Source organism: Mesorhizobium sp. WSM4983 (genome assembly GCF_029625765.1).
Taxonomy (GTDB): Bacteria; Pseudomonadota; Alphaproteobacteria; order Rhizobiales; family Rhizobiaceae; genus Mesorhizobium.
The window spans coordinates 463,842-478,743 of record NZ_JARTVM010000003.1 but is presented as its reverse complement, the minus strand read 5'-3'; the positions used below and the strand labels follow the sequence as shown (position 1 = coordinate 478,743).

Sequence of the window (14,902 nt, the reverse complement as noted above, 5' to 3'; positions counted from 1 at the left end):
GTCAAAGCCCCGGCAAAGCCTACCCATCTGGAGACGTGCTGATGACCGACCGCATCGAGATCGCCGGGTTGCAGATTGCCCGGGAGCTCCATGACTTCGTCGCCGAGGAGGCAGCAGTCGGCACCGGCATCGATCCGGAAAAGTTCTGGGAGGGCTTTTCCGCCATCGTCCACGACCTCGCGCCGAAGAACCGCGCGCTGCTCGCCAAGCGCGACGCCATGCAGGAGAGGCTGGACGTCTGGTACCGCGCCAACGGCGCGCCGGTCGACATGGAGGTGTACAGAACTTTCCTCGAAGAGATCGGCTATCTGGTGCCGGAAGGTCCGGCCTTCAGCGTCTCGACCGAAAACGTCGACCCGGAGATCGCGGCCGTCGCCGGGCCGCAGCTGGTCGTGCCGGTGATGAACGCGCGCTATGCGCTCAATGCCGCCAATGCGCGCTGGGGCTCGCTTTATGACGCGCTCTACGGCACCGACGCCATTCCCGAGACGGGAGGCGCCGAAAGGGGCAAAACGTTCAATCCCACGCGCGGCGCCAAGGTGATCGCCTGGGTCAGGGACTTCCTCGACCAGTCCGTGCCGCTCACCACCGGCAAATGGGCCGGCATCAACGGGCTCTCGGTGGCGAACGGCGCGCTGAAGGTCGGCGAAGGCGCCGGCGCCACCACGCTTGCCGACCCGAAGCAGTTCGTCGGCTACCGCGGCGACGCCGCCACGCCGGAAGCCGTGCTTCTGGTAAAGAACGGCCTGCATATCGAGATCGTCGTCGACCATGCCAGTCAGATCGGCAAGACCGATGCGGCCGGCATTGCCGACGTCGTCCTCGAGGCCGCCCTGACCACCATTCAGGATTGCGAGGATTCGGTCGCCGCGGTCGATGCCGAGGACAAGGTCGTCGTCTATCGCAACTGGCTCGGCCTGATGAAGGGCGATCTGGCGGAAGAGATCACCAAGGCCGGCAAGAGCTTTGTCCGCAAGCTCAATCCGGACCGCCGCTACACGGCGCCGAATGGCGGCCAGCTGCTGCTGCCCGGACGCTCGCTGATGCTGGTGCGCAATGTCGGCCACCTGATGACCAATCCGGCGATCCTCGACCGCGACGCCAACGAGGTGCCGGAAGGCATCATGGACGCGGCGCTCACCGCGCTGATCGCGCTGCACGATGTCGGCGACAACGGCCGCCGCGCCAACTCCCGAGCCGGCTCGATGTATGTGGTGAAGCCCAAGATGCACGGGCCGGAGGAAGTCGGCTTCGCCGTGGAAATCTTCGATCGCGTCGAGGCCCTGCTCGGCATGGCCAAGAACACCATCAAGATGGGCATCATGGACGAGGAGCGGCGGACCACCGTCAACCTCAAGGAAGCGATCCGCGCCGCAAGGGAGCGCGTCGTCTTCATCAACACCGGCTTCCTCGACCGCACCGGCGACGAGATCCACACCTCGATGGAAGCCGGCCCGATGATCCGCAAGGGCGACATGAAGCAGGCGGCCTGGATTTCCGCCTATGAGGCGTGGAACGTCGACACGGGCCTGGAATGCGGCCTCGCCGGCCACGCCCAGATCGGCAAGGGCATGTGGGCCATGCCGGATTTGATGGCGGCGATGCTCGAGCAAAAGATCGCGCACCCCAAGGCCGGCGCCAACACCGCCTGGGTGCCGTCGCCGACCGCGGCGACGCTGCACGCCACCCACTATCATAAAGTGGATGTGCACGCCGTGCAGGCGGCGCTGAGGAGCCGGCCGAAGGCCAGGCTCGACGACATCCTGTCGGTGCCCGTGGCGGTGCGGCCGAACTGGACCCCGGACGAGATCCAGCGCGAGCTCGACAACAACGCGCAAGGCATTCTCGGCTATGTCGTGCGCTGGATCGATCAGGGTGTCGGCTGCTCGAAAGTGCCCGATATCAACGATGTCGGCCTGATGGAGGACCGCGCCACGCTGCGCATCTCCTCGCAGCACATCGCCAACTGGCTGCGCCACAAGGTGTGCTCGGAGATCCAGGTCCGGGATTCGCTGCAGCGCATGGCGGCGATCGTCGATCGCCAGAATGTCGGCGACCCGTTCTACCGGCCGATGGCGCCGGATTTCGACAAGTCGATCGCCTTCCAGGCCGCCTGCGACCTGGTGTTCAAGGGGACAGTCCAGCCCAACGGCTACACCGAGCCGGTGCTGCATGCGCGCAGGCTGGAGCTGAAGGCGAGGGACCGGGCGGGGTAGCGCCGGAAATCCGCGCCAGGGACCTTACGCCGCCTGCGCCATGCGCTCCGCGCTCATGCGGTAGGAGATCGCCTCGGCGAGATGGATGCGGCCGACGGTTTCGCTGGCGTCGAGATCGGCGAGCGTCCGCGCGACCTTCAGCACGCGGTGATAGGCTCGCGCCGAGAAGGCGAGCTTTTCGCTGGCGTCCTTGAGCAGCGTCAGCCCGGCGGCGTCGGGCCTGGCGATCGCCTCGATGACCGAAGGCGGGCAGTGCGCGTTGGTGGTGGCCGCCGCACCCAGCCTTTCCAGCCGCTCGCGCTGCATGGCCCGGGCGCGCGCCACGCGCTGCGCCACAGCGGCGCTCGTCTCGGCCTTGTCCGGCCGGATCAGGTCGCTTGCCGAGACCGCCGGCACCTCGATCCTGAGATCGATGCGGTCGAGCAGCGGGCCGGAAATGCGCGCCTGGTATTCGGTGCGGCAGCGCTCGCCGCGCAGGCAGCGATAGCCGGGCTCGCCCGACATGCCGCAGCGGCACGGGTTCATCGCCGCCACCAGCTGGATGCGCGCCGGATAGGTGACGCGGTGATTGGCGCGCGCGATCACGCAGTCGCCGGTCTCCAGCGGCTGGCGCAGCGCGTCCAGCGTCTGCGGCGTGAATTCCGGGAATTCGTCGAGGAACAGCACGCCGTGATGCGCAAGCGACACTTCGCCCGGCCGCACGCGCAAGCCGCCGCCCACCATCGCCGCCATCGACGCCGAGTGATGCGGCGCCCGGAACGGCCGCCGGTCTGTCAGCTTGCCTTCGCCGAGCTCGCCCGCCACCGACGCGATCATCGAGACTTCGAGCAGCTCCTTCGGCGCCAGCGGCGGCAGGATCGAGGGCAGCCTTTGCGCCAGCATCGACTTGCCCGAGCCCGGCGGTCCGACCATCAGGAGATTGTGGCCGCCCGCCGCCGCCACTTCCAGCGCCCGCTTGGCGCTTTCCTGGCCCTTGATGTCGGCAAGGTCCGGCAGATCGCGCGCGGCGACCTGGATGCCGGCCTCGGGACGCGACAGCACCTGGGTGCCGCGAAAATGGTTGGCGATGGCGATCAGGCTGCGCGGCGCCAGGATATCGAAATCCTTGCCGGCCCAGGCTGCCTCCGGCCCGCAGGCGAACGGACAGATCAGCCCTTTGCCTTCGGCGTTGGCGCCGATCGCCGCCGGCAGCGCGCCGGCGACAGCGGCGATGGTGCCGTCGAGCGACAATTCGCCGAGCACGACATAGCCGGCCAGCATATCGCCCGGAATGGCGCCGAGCGCGGCCATCAATCCGAGCGCGATCGGCAGATCGTAGTGGCTGCCTTCCTTGGGCAGGTCCGCCGGCGCGAGATTCACCGTCACCTTCTTCGACGGCATCGACAGGCCGGAGGCATGAAGCGCGGCCTGCACGCGTTCCCGGCTCTCTGCCACCGCCTTGTCCGGCAAACCGACGATCTGCATGCCGACCTTGCCCGGCGCGATCATCACCTGGACATCGACCGGCACGGCCTCGATGCCCTGGAAAGCCACCGTGCGAACCCGCGCTACCATCTTGTCTCAAGCCCCCGGATACCGGCTCGCTCGCCGGTCCTGCGATCAGGCGGCGAGCGGGATCAGGTTAGACAACCACAGATTTGCAGCTTAAGCAAGAACATTACGGGAACATACGGTCCCGCCCACCGGGCAGCTGAGGGGCGCTACTTCCGCTTCCCTTCCACGCAGTCCCAGAACAGGGCAGCAATGTCCGCGCCGCCGAAGCGCCGCACCTCGCGCACGCCGGTCGGCGAGGTGACGTTGATCTCGGTCATGTAGTCGCCGATGACATCGATGCCAACGAGGATGAAGCCGCGTTCCCTGAGCGCTGGCCCGATGCGGGCACAGATCTCGCGTTCGCGCTCCGTCAGCTCGGTCTTCTCGGCGCGGCCGCCGACATGCATGTTGGAGCGCGAATCGTGCTCGGCCGGCACACGGTTGATGGCGCCCACCGGCTCGCCGTCGATCAGGATGATGCGCTTGTCGCCCTTGCGCACGTCCTTGAGGTAGCGCTGCACGATATAGGGCTCGCGGAACAGTTGGCCGAACATTTCGAGCAGCGAGGCGAGGTTGCGGTCGGCCTCGTGCAGATGGAAGATGCCCGCCCCGCCATTGCCGTAGAGCGGCTTGACGATGATGTCGCCGAACTCCTTGCGAAAGGCGGCCACCTCCTGCGGATCCTTGGTGATCAGCGTCTCCGGCATTAGGTCCGGGAATTCGGTGACGAAGATCTTTTCCGGGCTGTTGCGCACCCAGGCCGGGTCATTGACCACCAGCGTCTTCGGATGGATGCGTTCCAGAATGTGGGTGGTGGTGATGTAGTTCATGTCGAAGGGCGGGTCCTGCCTCAGCAGCACTACGTCCATCTCCGAGAGATCGGTGCGCACCGGCTCGCCTAGCGAATAATGGCTGCCCTTCTCGTCGCGCACCTGCATCTCCTCGGCGCGCGCGAACACCTTGCCGTCCCGCATCGACAGCCGGTCGGGCGTGTAGTGGAAAAGCTTGTGGCCGCGCCGCTGCGCTTCCAGCGACAGCGCGAACGTGGTGTCGCCGGCGATCGACACCGTCGAGACATGGTCCATCTGGACGGCGATTTTCAACGGCATCTCGGGTCTCCGGCAATCTCTGCCGCCGATATAGGGAAATCGGCGGCTTCTGCCAATCGGCCAGAGATTATCGGTCGAAGACCAGCCGGGAATAGCCGACGAAGGACAGCGCCATCGCGACCAGCGAGGCGACCGTCAGCGCCGCCAGCGGCGGCAGGGAGGGCAGCGCGAACAGAAGGGCACAATAGACGAGATAATTGACGATGCTGGTGGCGACGCCGACGCCCCCGTAACGCGCGCCTTCCTGCGCGATGCCTCGGCTCGACGGCGCAAAGGTCAGATGCCGGTTGATCTGCCAGGTGACGGTGAGCGCGAAGCCGATCGACAGCACGCGCGCCGCCAGCGGTCCGAGCGGCGTGACGGAAAGCAGCAGCCAGAGCGCGGCCGCATCGGCGACGAAGCCGATGCCGCCGGCAAGCACGAAGCGGGCAAGCCGGACCATCAGGCGGCTCGCGAGGCCTTGCCCGGCTCCCTTTTCGGGGAGGCCTCGCCGTTGAAGCCGGCGCGTCGCTCGATGCGGCCGGCAGGGATGGAAAGATAGAAGATGCGCTTCTGTTCGGCCCGGCCGCGCGACACCGAATCGAGGATCAGTCCGGTGACCATCGCCAGCATGGACAAGAGGAGCAGGCCAACCGACAGCACCCAGGTCGGCATGCGCGGAACAAGTCCTGTCTCGGCGAACTCGATCAGCACCGGGATCATCAGCCCGATGCTGGCCGCCAGGAAGAACAGGGCAAACGTGCCGAAGAAACGCAGCGGCTGCGTCTCCTTCACCAACATGGCGAACATCCACAGGATCCTGGCGCCGTCTCTGAACGTCGACAGCTTCGACGATGAGCCTTCCGGGCGGCGGCCGTAGTCGAGCGCCATCTCGTTCACCGGCAGCTTGAGCTGCGAGGCATGGACCGACATCTCGGTCTCGATCTCGAAGCCGCCGGAAACCGCCGGGAAGCTCTTGACGAAGCGCCGCGAAAAGACCCGGTAGCCGGAAAAGATATCGGTGAAATCGGCGCCGAACAGGCCCTTGTAGAGCCGGTTGAAGATGCGGTTGCCGAAGGCGTGGCCGGAGCGGCCGGCGTCGTCGGTGACGCCCCGCCGGGTGCCCACCACCATGTCCGAGCGCTCGGTCAAGAGTGTGTTGATCAGCTCCGGCGCATCTTCCGGCGCGTAGGTGCCGTCGCCGTCCGCCATCACATAGATGTCGGCGTCGATGTCGGCGAACATGCGGCGCACGACATTGCCCTTGCCCTGGCGCGGTTCGCGCACGACGACCGCGCCGGCCGCGCGGGCCCTGAGCGCGGTCAGGTCCTTCGAATTGTTGTCGTAGACATAGATCGTCGCGGAGGACAGCGTCTCGCGGAAGCGCCGCACGACCTCACCGATCGTCAGCTCCTCATTGTAGCAGGGCAGGAGCACGGCGATCGCCGGCTCGTTGCGGACCTCGTGCGGCATGCCTGTCTCCGGTGCCCGGGCCCAGCCGACCAGCCGCGCCAATGCCGGTCCCAATGCCGGCGTCTCCGGGCCGCTTTACTATTTATTGAAGCTGTTAATGCCCGGTTTAAGCCTCCATCGCCAAAGACCCTGGACCGCCAGGCATGGCGCCAAGACCCTTTCGCAACTTCAGAAAATCGATTTTCCGATACCTTTCCTAAACGCTTTGCTGCCAGTCTGGTTACAAATTCCCCATCAGAACAGGGACATGATGCAAACGACGTTTGGCACCGGGCAGCCAGGCAGGGAAAACGCGGATCTGGCCTTCACCGATCCGCTGACCGGGCTTGGCAACCATCGTCGCTTTTACGACAAGGTCGATCGCCTGATCAGCGACCGCGCCGACGATCCCGCGCCCTTCACCGTTGGCATCCTCGATCTCGATGGCTTCAAGCCGATCAACGACCTGTTCGGCCACAAGGCCGGCGACGACATCCTGATCCAGGTAGCTATGCGCTTGCGTGCCTCGATGGATGGCTACTCCACCGTCTGTCGCATCGGCGCCGACGAGTTCGGCTTCCTCTACCCGATGGTGTTCAGCGAGGAGCAGGCCGCCGAAAAATCGCGCATGCTGATCGAGATCCTGTCGGCGCCCTATGATGTCGGCGAGCGCACCGCCAGATTGTCGGCTTCGGTCGGCTGCTCGCTGTTTTATTCCGGCGACGAGACCACAGAGATCCTGATCAACAAGGCCGAGACCGCGCTCTACCACGCCAAGCGCTCGGGCCGCGGCCGCGTCGTCGTCTACACACGCGAGATGGAGGAGGCCGCCAAGCGCGTCACCCGCATCGAGCAGGCGCTGCGCCGCGCCGTCTCGGCCGGCGAGGTCGAGCCGCATTTCCAGCCGATCGTCGACCTCACCAGTCGCCGCACCATCGGCTTCGAGACGCTGGCTCGCTGGACCGATCGCGATCTCGGCATGGTGCCGCCGAGCGTGTTCATTCCCATCGCAGAGGAGCGCGGCATCATCGGCCCGCTGTCGCAGCTGGTGCTGCGCAAGGCGACCGAGGCGGCGCGCAACTGGCCGAAGGACCTGTTTTTGTCCTTCAACCTGTCGCCGTCGCAGCTTGTCGACCAGAACACCGGCCTGCATATACTGGCGATCCTCGACCGCACCGGCTTCGATCCGCGCCGGCTGGAGATCGAGATCACCGAAACCGGCCTGATGACCGACCCGGCTTCGGCCGAGAAGATCGTCGAGGATCTGCGCCGCGTCGGCATCCGCGTCTCGCTCGACGATTTCGGCACCGGCCAGTCGTCGCTCGGACGCCTGCGCGAATTCCATTTCGACAAGCTGAAGATCGATCGCGCCTTCGTTTCCTCGATCCTCGAAGACCGCCCCTCGGAACACATCATCCGTGCCATTCTCGCCATGTGCGAAGGACTCGGCATGGACGTTGTGGCCGAAGGCATAGAGGAGGAAGCGCAGGCCGACCGCCTCGTCCAGTTCGGCTGCGCGGGTGGCCAGGGGTATCTGTTCGGCAAGCCCGTCGATGCCGACGCCACGCTTGGCTATCTGCGCGATTCCTATCGCGGCGCGCTGCGCGCCAAGGCGATCTGATCGACCAACCTGCGATCCAAGCCGACCCGTCTGCGCCTCACGGAAGCGCGGCTGCTATTTTGTCAGACATATTGCCGCCGAAATCGCCTTTTCACCCTTGCTCCCGGGGCCGGCATGGCTAGGATGCGCGCCGGCCAAAGGGAGACAGAAATCATGATGCCATCGGCGCGTTTCGCCGACCTCGACGGCGCCTCGGTGTTGATCACCGGCGGCGGTTCCGGCATCGGCGCGGCGCTGACCGAGGGCTTCATGCGGCAAGGCGCCAAGGTCGCCTTCATCGACATCGCCGACAAGTCCACCACGGCGCTGGCCGACCGTCTGGAAAGAGAGCTTGGCCGGCGTCCGCTCTATCTCAAGACCGATCTGCGCGACGTCGAGGCGCTGCGCGCCGCGGCAGCGAAGGCGGCGAAAGCGCATGGCGATGTCACGGCGCTGGTCAACAACGCCGCGCTTGACGATCGCCATGAGGTGAAGGATGTCACGGTCGAGTTCTGGGACAACAACCTGGCCATCAACCTGCGGCCGCATTTCTTCACCGCCCAGGCGGTGGCGCCGGGCATGAAGCGCGCCGGCGGCGGCTCGATCATCAATTTCAGCTCCACGTCCTATCTCATCAACCATCCCGATCTGCCGGCTTACACCGCCGCCAAGGCCGGTATCCTCGGTCTCACCAAAGGCCTTGCCGGCAAGCTCGGCGCCGACGGCATCCGCGTCAACGCGGTTGCGCCCGGCTGGGTGATCACCGAACGTCAGCGCGAGCTTTGGGTTACCGAGGAGGCGCTTGCCGCCCATGTCGCCAAGCAATGCATCAAGCAGCCCATGCGGCCCGACGACATTGTGGGCACGGTGCTGTTCCTGGCGTCGGACGCCTCGCGCATGCTGACCGCGCAAATGCTGATCGTCGACGGAGGCGTGCTGTGAGCGGCGCGCCTGCGGTCGCCGCCCTCGACTGGGGCACGACCAGGCTCAGGGCCTGGCTGCTCGACGGCGCGGGTCAGCTGCTCGCCGAGCGGCGCGGCGACGACGGCCTGATCACCGCGCGCGAAAAGGGTTTTGCGACGGTGCTGGAAGGCCATCTCGCCGCCATGGGCGCGCCGAAGTCCCTGCCCGTCATCATCTGCGGCATGGCGGGTTCCCGCCAGGGCTGGATCGAGGCGCCATACGTCACCGTGCCTGCCCCGATCGGCGCCATCTTGGCAGGTGCCGCCCGCATCGAAGGCGAGCGCCGCGACATCCGTATCGTGCCCGGCCTCGCACAGCGCCTCGCCGACGCGCCGGATGTCATGCGCGGCGAGGAAACGCAGCTTGCCGGCGCGAATCTGCCGGCAACGGGGCGCCACATCGTCTGCATGCCGGGCACCCATTCCAAATGGGTCGTGGCCGAGGACGGCGCGGTCGCCGGCTTCGGCACCTGGCCGACCGGCGAGTTGTTTTCGGTATTGGCCGCGCATTCGATCCTGAAACATTCGCTGGGCGAACATCCGGCACCGGTCACGGCGGATGGTCCGTTCTTCCGTCGGTGGTGCGAGCGGGCGCTGGGCGAAGGCGGCGACGTTACCTCAAAGCTGTTTGCGATCCGCGCCGCCGGGCTGCTGCAAGATTTGAAATCCGACGAGGCGGCGGCGTGCCTGTCCGGGCTGTTGATCGGCGGCGAGATCGCTTCGGCGAAGCGGCGCTACGGCATCAGTGAAGCGCCCGTCGTGCTGATCGCTTCCGGCGCGCTGGCTTCGCTCTATGGCGCCGCTCTTGGCTTCGCCGGTCTTGCTTTTCGGGTCGTCGATGCGGATGAAGCGGTGCGCGCCGGCCTTGTCGAAGCCGCGCGCGAGAACCGCATGATCGGAGGCGACGCGTGACGCAGACAGCACCCTTTCCGAGACTGAAACGCGGGCTGGTCGCCATCTTGCGTGGCCTCAAGCCGACAGAGGCGATCTCAATAGGCCAGGCGATCTTCGACGCTGGCATCGAGGCGATCGAGGTGCCGCTCAATTCGCCGGAACCGTTTTCGTCGATCACCAGGATCGCCGAAGTCCTTCCGGAAACCGCGCTGGTCGGCGCCGGCACGGTGCTGACGGCGGCCGATGTCGATGCCTTGCACAAGGCCGGCGGCCGGCTGCTGGTCAGCCCCAACATCGATGCCGATGTCATGGGCCGCGCCATGCAGTATGGCATGGTGACGATGCCGGGCGTGTTCACGCCCACCGAGGCCTTCCAGGCGATCAGGCTCGGTGCTTCGGCGCTTAAATTCTTCCCGGCAAGCGTGCTCGGCGTCGGCGGCATTTCGGCGATCCGCGCCGTGCTTCCGGCAACGGCGCTGATCGGCGCCGTCGGCGGCGTTTCGGACAAGGATTTTGCCGGCTACAAAGCCGTCGGCGTCAGCGTCTTCGGCTTGGGGTCGAGCCTTTATAAGCCGGGCGCCAGCGTCGATGAAGTGGCTGAGCGCGCCCGTGCCGCGGTCGCGGCCTGGGACGAAGCCTTCGGAGGGATTTGATGGACAGCGTTTCGGTCTTCAGCGATCACATTTGCCAGTTGGGGGAGGGACCGAGCTACGATCCCGGCACCGAGACACTGTTCTGGTTCGACATCGTCAATGGCAAGCTTCTGGAAAAGCCGCTCGCCGGCGCGCTGAAAATCCATGATCTCGGCGTGATGGCCAGCGCCATCGCCGTCATCGACGATGCCCGCCAGCTGATCGCCACCGAGATTGGCGTGCAGGTCCGCGATGTGGCAACCGGCAAGTTAACGCTGCACACGCCGATAGAAGCCGACAATCCGCTGACCCGCTCCAACGATTCCCGCGTCCATCCCTGCGGCGCGTTGTGGACCGGCACGATGGGCAAGGACGAGGGCAAGGGCGCCGGCGCGATCTACTGGTTCTTCAAGGGCGAGCTTCGCCGGCTGTTCTCCGACATTACCGTGTCCAACTCGATCTGCTTTTCCGACGACGGGACGATCGCCTACTACACCGACACCGCGACCGGGCTTCTGATGCGCGTCGCTTGCGATCCGGCGACCGGCCTGCCGACGGGCGAGCCGAACGTCTTCGTCGATCATCGTTCGCAAAGAGGCTATGTCGACGGCTCGGTCGTCGACCGCGACGGCGTGCTGTGGAACGCCGTCTGGGGCGGCAAGGCGGTGAAGGCGTATTCGCCGGACGGCATGCTGCTGCGCGAAATCCCGATGCCGGTAACGCAGCCTTCCTGCCCCGCCTTTGTCGGGCCGAACGCCGACCGCCTTGCGGTGACATCGGCCTGGAAAGGCAAGGACGACAAGCAGCGCAAGCTCGATCCTCAGGCCGGCATGACCTTCCTGCTCGACATTCCGGTCCGGGGCCGCTTCGAGCCGCGCGTGCTGATCGCCTGAGCGGCTTGCGCATTATCGCTCGCTCAGGTCGGTTTCCTGAAAGCCGATTGCAACCGCCATGCGATGGTAGCACCTGACTCTTCTGGGAGCTTCCATGCCGAGCAACGGCCCGACGCTGATCCTTGTCCACGAGCCGGAGAAGGCTTGCTTCGACCGGCTGGTCGCCGACGGCTACCCGACGGAACGCGCAACCGAGATCTCGTCCTATCTGGCGCAGTCGACCGACCTCGCGCCCGAATTCGGCCAGCTCGCCGCCGCTTGCGAAACGCGCGGCCTCACCTTGATGGCCGTCGAGCTGGACGACGCCGCGACCGTCTTGGCGAATGCCGATCCCGTCAAAACCCTGGTCTGGACGCTGACCGACGGCATCGCCTATTTCCGCGGCGGCGCTTCGCCTGCGCTGGCAAGGCTGAACGGACTGAAGACGATCGGCGCCGACGATTCGCTGTTCGCGCTCTGCCAGGACAAGTTCCGCTCCGGCGCCGTGCTCGGCGCGCTTGGCCTGCCGGTGCCGCCGGCCGGGCTGGCCCGCAATGGGAAATGGCTGGTCGAGCCGTCGGCCTCGTCCGCCGGCTGGTTCGTCAAACCAAACCGGCTCGGCGCCAAGATCGGCATCTGGCCGGATTCGCGCTGTCGCGATCTTGGTCATGCGCTGGAGCTCAGCCGGCGGGTCTTTGACCATTATCGCGACGATGTCGTCGTCCAGCCTTATGTCGCCGGCCGTAATGTGCGGGCAAGCTTCCTCGGTCTGAAGCCGGATACCGGCGTCGAGGCGCTCGGCATCGCCTTCGTCGAGTCCGGCGGCGACTTCCAGACCATGGCCGACTCCATGGCGCTCTACGGCGATAGCGGCCAAGCCGCCAGGGACGCAGGCACCTATGCCGAGCCGGAGCTCGAGCAGGTCGCCGCCAGCCAGCCGGCGGCCGATCGCGCGATCCGCGCCATCGCGCAGGAGCTGATCGCCGGGCTTGGCCTGAAGGACGTCTTCTCGGTCGATTTCAGGGTCGAGGCCGACGACACCGTCCATCTCATCGAGTTCGAAGTCTGTCCCGGCCTGCCCTGCTTCGATTTCCGCGACTATTGCCGCAGGCAATGGAGCATGAGCCTGGCGGATGCGATGGCGGAGACGGCGACCAGCCGGCTGAGGGCATAAGCTTAGGGATTGCACCGGCCTGCGGCTGCGGAGCGGCTTTGAGACGCCGGCGAAGGATCGCTGCAAATCTCTATTCTGCGCCACCGCCTTCCTTGATCATGTCAAGGCAGAACGATTCAGACGATCAAACGCCCTCGACCAGCACGATCTCGCCGTCGGCCACTTTCTGGCGAATGGCGACGGCGCGCTGATATTCCGGCGAGTGGTAGCAGTCATGTGCGGCGGCAAGCGAATCGAACTCGATGATCACATTGCGCGCGCGGCCGGGCCCCTCGGCCTTCTCATGCTCGCCGCCGCGCGCCAGGAATTTCGCGCCGAAGCGCTCGAAAGCCGGTTTGGCGGCGGCGACATAGTCCTTGTAGCCTTCCGGGTCGCGCACATCGACGCGGGCAACCCAATATCCCTTTGGCATCATTTTCTCCTGTTTCGGTTCGCAAACCGGATCGGCCCTATGCCGAGCACATTTCGGCCAAGATAGCCTCGGCCGCCGCCCGCCGATCCGGCGCCTTGACGATCGGCCGGCCGACGACAAGGTGGCTGGAGCCGTTGCGGATCGCCTGCGCCGGCGTCACCACACGCTTCTGGTCGCCATGGTCGCTGCCGCTCGGCCGTATACCCGGCGTGACCACGGCCATGTCGGGACCGACGATCCGGCGCACGGCTTCGGCCTCCTCGGCCGAGCAGACGATGCCGCCCATGCCGGCATGCAGCGCCTGTTCGGCGCGCCTCAGCACCAGCGTGTGCGGATCGTGTTCATAGCCGGCATCGATCATGTCCTGCTCGTCCATCGAGGTCAGCACGGTCACCGCGAGCAGGCAGAGATCGCTGCCTTTGGCTGCTTCCACCGCCGCCTGCATAGCCTTGGGATAGGCATGCAGTGTCAGCATCGAGACCCCCATCCTGACGATATTCTCGACCCCCTTGGCCACCGTGTTGTCGATGTCGAGCAGCTTCATGTCGAGGAAGACCTTGGTGCCGCCGCTGGCGAGCTCGCGCGCGAAATCGAGCCCGCCGGCGAAGGCGAGCTGATAGCCGATCTTGTAGAAAGAGACGCTGCCTTCGAGCGCGCGCACCGTCTTTTCGGCTTCCTTCAGCGTCGGCACGTCGAGGCCGACGATCAGCCGGTCGCGCATGGTCTCGACCGGATGCATCAGACCTCGATCCTCACGGACAGCATGCGCGAGGTTTCGATCAGTGTACGGCATAGGCGCTCCATCGATTGGTGCAGTCTGGCGTCGCGGAATTGTCCGTCCTCGGCGAAGGCTTCATCGGCGCCGGAAACCGAGCATTCCGGCGTGATCACTTCCATCTGGCAGCGCACCAGCACCGCGCGCAGATGGTTGATGCAGCGTATGCCGGCAAACTTGCCCTCGGAGGAGGAGCAGAGCGCGACGGGCTTGCCGTAAAGCGGCCTGAACGAGCGGCTGCCGTCGCGCCGGAGCCGGCTCACCCAGTCGATGGAATTCTTCAAGAGCGGCGGGATCGAGCCGTTATATTCAGGCGTCGCGATCACCAGCCCGTCATGGGCGGAAATCTGATGCCCGAGCTTCACGGCATTCTCGGGAATGCCTTTGTCCTTCTCAAGATCCTCGTCCATGATCGGCAGCGGATAGTCGCCGAGCGAGATGCGGGTCACCTCCGCACCCTGCATGGCGAGTTCCTTTTGCGCCACATCGGCCGTCCGGCCGCTGAAAGCGCCGGTGCGGATCGAGCCTGCAAAGACGAGGATTCTTGCGATTACTGCCATCGGCCACCTGTCGAGAGACGTATAGGTCGAAGAGCGATCAATCCCCAAGCGCTTTCGATGGCCAAGCGCTTTCGGTCAACATGCCTCGCGCCGGTAGATCCACAGCTGCGTCGGCGGAATGTTGCGGATGATGAAATCGAAATGCTTGACCGTGTAGTCGCCGCGGCCGGGCGGAATCGGCGAGAGCGGGCCGTAGGTCAGCTGCACGATCGGCCGGCCGACGGGAATGCGGTCGAGCAGGCTTTCGATGTAGGCGATGCGCTGGGCGACCGGGAAATTGAGCAGCGGCACGCCGGAGACGACCGAATCGAACACCAAGTCGCGCTTGTCGCCGAGTGTTGCGTCGAGGTTGAAGGCGTCGCCCTCGATGACGTTGACGCGCGGATAGAGCCGGCGCAGATGGCGCACGAAGTCGGTCGCGTATTCGATCGCGTAGAGGTTCTCCGGCTTCACGCCCTGGGCGAGAATGGCACGCGTGATGACGCCGGTGCCGGGGCCGACCTCCAGCACCGGCAGGCCCGATTTCGGGTTGACGATCGAGGCCATCTTGCGGGCGGTCACGGAACTGGTGGGAACGATCGAGCCGACAGCTTTCGGCTTGCCGATCCAGCCTTTGAAGAACTTCAGCTCGTCGTCGAATTTTTCCGCCAGCGCTTTGCGCAACCCGGGACCACGTGCCATGCGAGCTCTCCTCAACGCTCCCCGACGCTACTTAGCAGCTAGGTGGAACAA

Annotated in this window: 15 protein-coding genes; 7 read left to right on the top strand and 8 right to left on the bottom strand. The window is 65.7% G+C overall.

The features are described 5' to 3' along the window. Positions 1-41: 41 nt before the first annotated feature. Complete coding sequence (locus P9254_RS13215) at positions 42-2,216, top strand: malate synthase G (protein ID WP_278055085.1); 2,175 nt, start codon at positions 42-44, stop codon at positions 2,214-2,216. A gap of 24 nt (positions 2,217-2,240) precedes the next feature. On the opposite strand, the gene P9254_RS13210 is transcribed toward P9254_RS13215, so the two are convergent. The 4 genes from P9254_RS13210 to P9254_RS13195 form a co-directional block, all read right to left on the bottom strand. Beyond that, positions 2,241-3,770, bottom strand: a complete 1,530-nt coding sequence (locus P9254_RS13210) for a YifB family Mg chelatase-like AAA ATPase (RefSeq protein WP_067003103.1) — start codon at positions 3,768-3,770, stop codon at positions 2,241-2,243. 146 nt (positions 3,771-3,916) lie between these two features. Further along, on the bottom strand, positions 3,917-4,858 hold the full coding sequence (gene gshB / locus P9254_RS13205) for a glutathione synthase (protein ID WP_067323732.1): 942 nt from the start codon (positions 4,856-4,858) through the stop codon (positions 3,917-3,919). A gap of 67 nt (positions 4,859-4,925) precedes the next feature. Next, a complete protein-coding gene (locus P9254_RS13200; RefSeq protein WP_067323734.1) occupies positions 4,926-5,300 on the bottom strand; it encodes a GtrA family protein in 375 nt (124 codons plus the stop codon). Further along, positions 5,300-6,310 carry a glycosyltransferase gene (locus tag P9254_RS13195; RefSeq protein ID WP_095825571.1) on the bottom strand — a complete coding sequence of 337 codons (1,011 nt, stop codon included), beginning with the start codon at positions 6,308-6,310 and terminating at the stop codon, positions 5,300-5,302. Before P9254_RS13195 ends, P9254_RS13200 begins: the two co-directional genes overlap by 1 nt. A 250-nt stretch (positions 6,311-6,560) precedes the next feature. Between P9254_RS13195 and P9254_RS13190 the strand changes: the two genes are divergently transcribed. The 6 genes from P9254_RS13190 (at position 6,561) to P9254_RS13165 (ending at position 12,423) form a co-directional block, all read left to right on the top strand. Further along, positions 6,561-7,910, top strand: coding sequence for a putative bifunctional diguanylate cyclase/phosphodiesterase (locus P9254_RS13190; RefSeq protein WP_278055218.1), 1,350 nt, complete (start codon positions 6,561-6,563; stop codon positions 7,908-7,910). A 153-nt stretch (positions 7,911-8,063) separates the two neighbouring features. After that, complete coding sequence (locus tag P9254_RS13185) at positions 8,064-8,831, top strand: SDR family NAD(P)-dependent oxidoreductase (RefSeq protein ID WP_278055081.1); 768 nt, start codon at positions 8,064-8,066, stop codon at positions 8,829-8,831. Beyond that, positions 8,828-9,763: a 2-dehydro-3-deoxygalactonokinase gene (locus P9254_RS13180; RefSeq protein ID WP_278055080.1), complete on the top strand. Its 936-nt coding sequence runs from the start codon at positions 8,828-8,830 to the stop codon at positions 9,761-9,763. The genes P9254_RS13185 and P9254_RS13180 overlap by 4 nt, the downstream gene beginning before the upstream one ends. Beyond that, positions 9,760-10,398: a 2-dehydro-3-deoxy-6-phosphogalactonate aldolase gene (locus P9254_RS13175; RefSeq protein ID WP_278055078.1), complete on the top strand. Its 639-nt coding sequence runs from the start codon at positions 9,760-9,762 to the stop codon at positions 10,396-10,398. The genes P9254_RS13180 and P9254_RS13175 overlap by 4 nt, the downstream gene beginning before the upstream one ends. Next, entirely contained in the window at positions 10,398-11,270 is an 873-nt protein-coding gene (locus P9254_RS13170) for an SMP-30/gluconolactonase/LRE family protein (RefSeq protein ID WP_278055077.1), read from the top strand. The genes P9254_RS13175 and P9254_RS13170 overlap by 1 nt, the downstream gene beginning before the upstream one ends. Positions 11,271-11,364: 94 nt before the next feature. Further along, entirely contained in the window at positions 11,365-12,423 is a 1,059-nt protein-coding gene (locus P9254_RS13165) for a D-alanine:D-lactate ligase-like protein (RefSeq protein WP_278055076.1), read from the top strand. Positions 12,424-12,547: 124 nt separating this feature from the next. On the opposite strand, the gene P9254_RS13160 is transcribed toward P9254_RS13165, so the two are convergent. The 4 genes from P9254_RS13160 to pmtA all read right to left on the bottom strand — a co-directional run bounded on the left by P9254_RS13160 (position 12,548) and on the right by pmtA (position 14,851). Next, positions 12,548-12,835 carry a DUF1330 domain-containing protein gene (locus P9254_RS13160; protein WP_067324640.1) on the bottom strand — a complete coding sequence of 96 codons (288 nt, stop codon included), beginning with the start codon at positions 12,833-12,835 and terminating at the stop codon, positions 12,548-12,550. 37 nt (positions 12,836-12,872) lie between these two features. Continuing rightward, positions 12,873-13,574, bottom strand: a complete 702-nt coding sequence (gene pyrF / locus P9254_RS13155) for an orotidine-5'-phosphate decarboxylase (protein WP_095799003.1) — start codon at positions 13,572-13,574, stop codon at positions 12,873-12,875. After that, positions 13,574-14,170, bottom strand: a complete 597-nt coding sequence (locus P9254_RS13150) for an NADPH-dependent FMN reductase (RefSeq protein ID WP_278055074.1) — start codon at positions 14,168-14,170, stop codon at positions 13,574-13,576. Before P9254_RS13150 ends, pyrF begins: the two co-directional genes overlap by 1 nt. A gap of 75 nt (positions 14,171-14,245) precedes the next feature. Then, positions 14,246-14,851 (bottom strand): phospholipid N-methyltransferase PmtA, encoded by a 606-nt coding sequence (gene pmtA, locus P9254_RS13145; RefSeq protein ID WP_278055072.1) that lies wholly within the window; start codon positions 14,849-14,851, stop codon positions 14,246-14,248. Positions 14,852-14,902 lie beyond the last annotated feature (51 nt).

Bases quoted from the DNA above. Each gene is read 5' to 3' on its own strand.
- P9254_RS13215 (WP_278055085.1), top strand. From the start codon at position 42: ATGACCGACCGCATCGAGATCGCCGGGTTGCAGATTGCCCGGGAGCTC.
- P9254_RS13210 (WP_067003103.1), bottom strand. From the start codon at position 3,770: ATGGTAGCGCGGGTTCGCACGGTGGCTTTCCAGGGCATCGAGGCCGTG.
- gshB (WP_067323732.1), bottom strand. From the start codon at position 4,858: ATGCCGTTGAAAATCGCCGTCCAGATGGACCATGTCTCGACGGTGTCG.
- P9254_RS13200 (WP_067323734.1), bottom strand. From the start codon at position 5,300: ATGGTCCGGCTTGCCCGCTTCGTGCTTGCCGGCGGCATCGGCTTCGTC.
- P9254_RS13195 (WP_095825571.1), bottom strand. From the start codon at position 6,310: ATGCCGCACGAGGTCCGCAACGAGCCGGCGATCGCCGTGCTCCTGCCC.
- P9254_RS13190 (WP_278055218.1), top strand. From the start codon at position 6,561: ATGCAAACGACGTTTGGCACCGGGCAGCCAGGCAGGGAAAACGCGGAT.
- P9254_RS13185 (WP_278055081.1), top strand. From the start codon at position 8,064: ATGATGCCATCGGCGCGTTTCGCCGACCTCGACGGCGCCTCGGTGTTG.
- P9254_RS13170 (WP_278055077.1), top strand. From the start codon at position 10,398: ATGGACAGCGTTTCGGTCTTCAGCGATCACATTTGCCAGTTGGGGGAG.
- P9254_RS13165 (WP_278055076.1), top strand. From the start codon at position 11,365: ATGCCGAGCAACGGCCCGACGCTGATCCTTGTCCACGAGCCGGAGAAG.
- P9254_RS13160 (WP_067324640.1), bottom strand. From the start codon at position 12,835: ATGCCAAAGGGATATTGGGTTGCCCGCGTCGATGTGCGCGACCCGGAA.
- pyrF (WP_095799003.1), bottom strand. From the start codon at position 13,574: ATGCATCCGGTCGAGACCATGCGCGACCGGCTGATCGTCGGCCTCGAC.
- P9254_RS13150 (WP_278055074.1), bottom strand. From the start codon at position 14,170: ATGGCAGTAATCGCAAGAATCCTCGTCTTTGCAGGCTCGATCCGCACC.
- pmtA (WP_278055072.1), bottom strand. From the start codon at position 14,851: ATGGCACGTGGTCCCGGGTTGCGCAAAGCGCTGGCGGAAAAATTCGAC.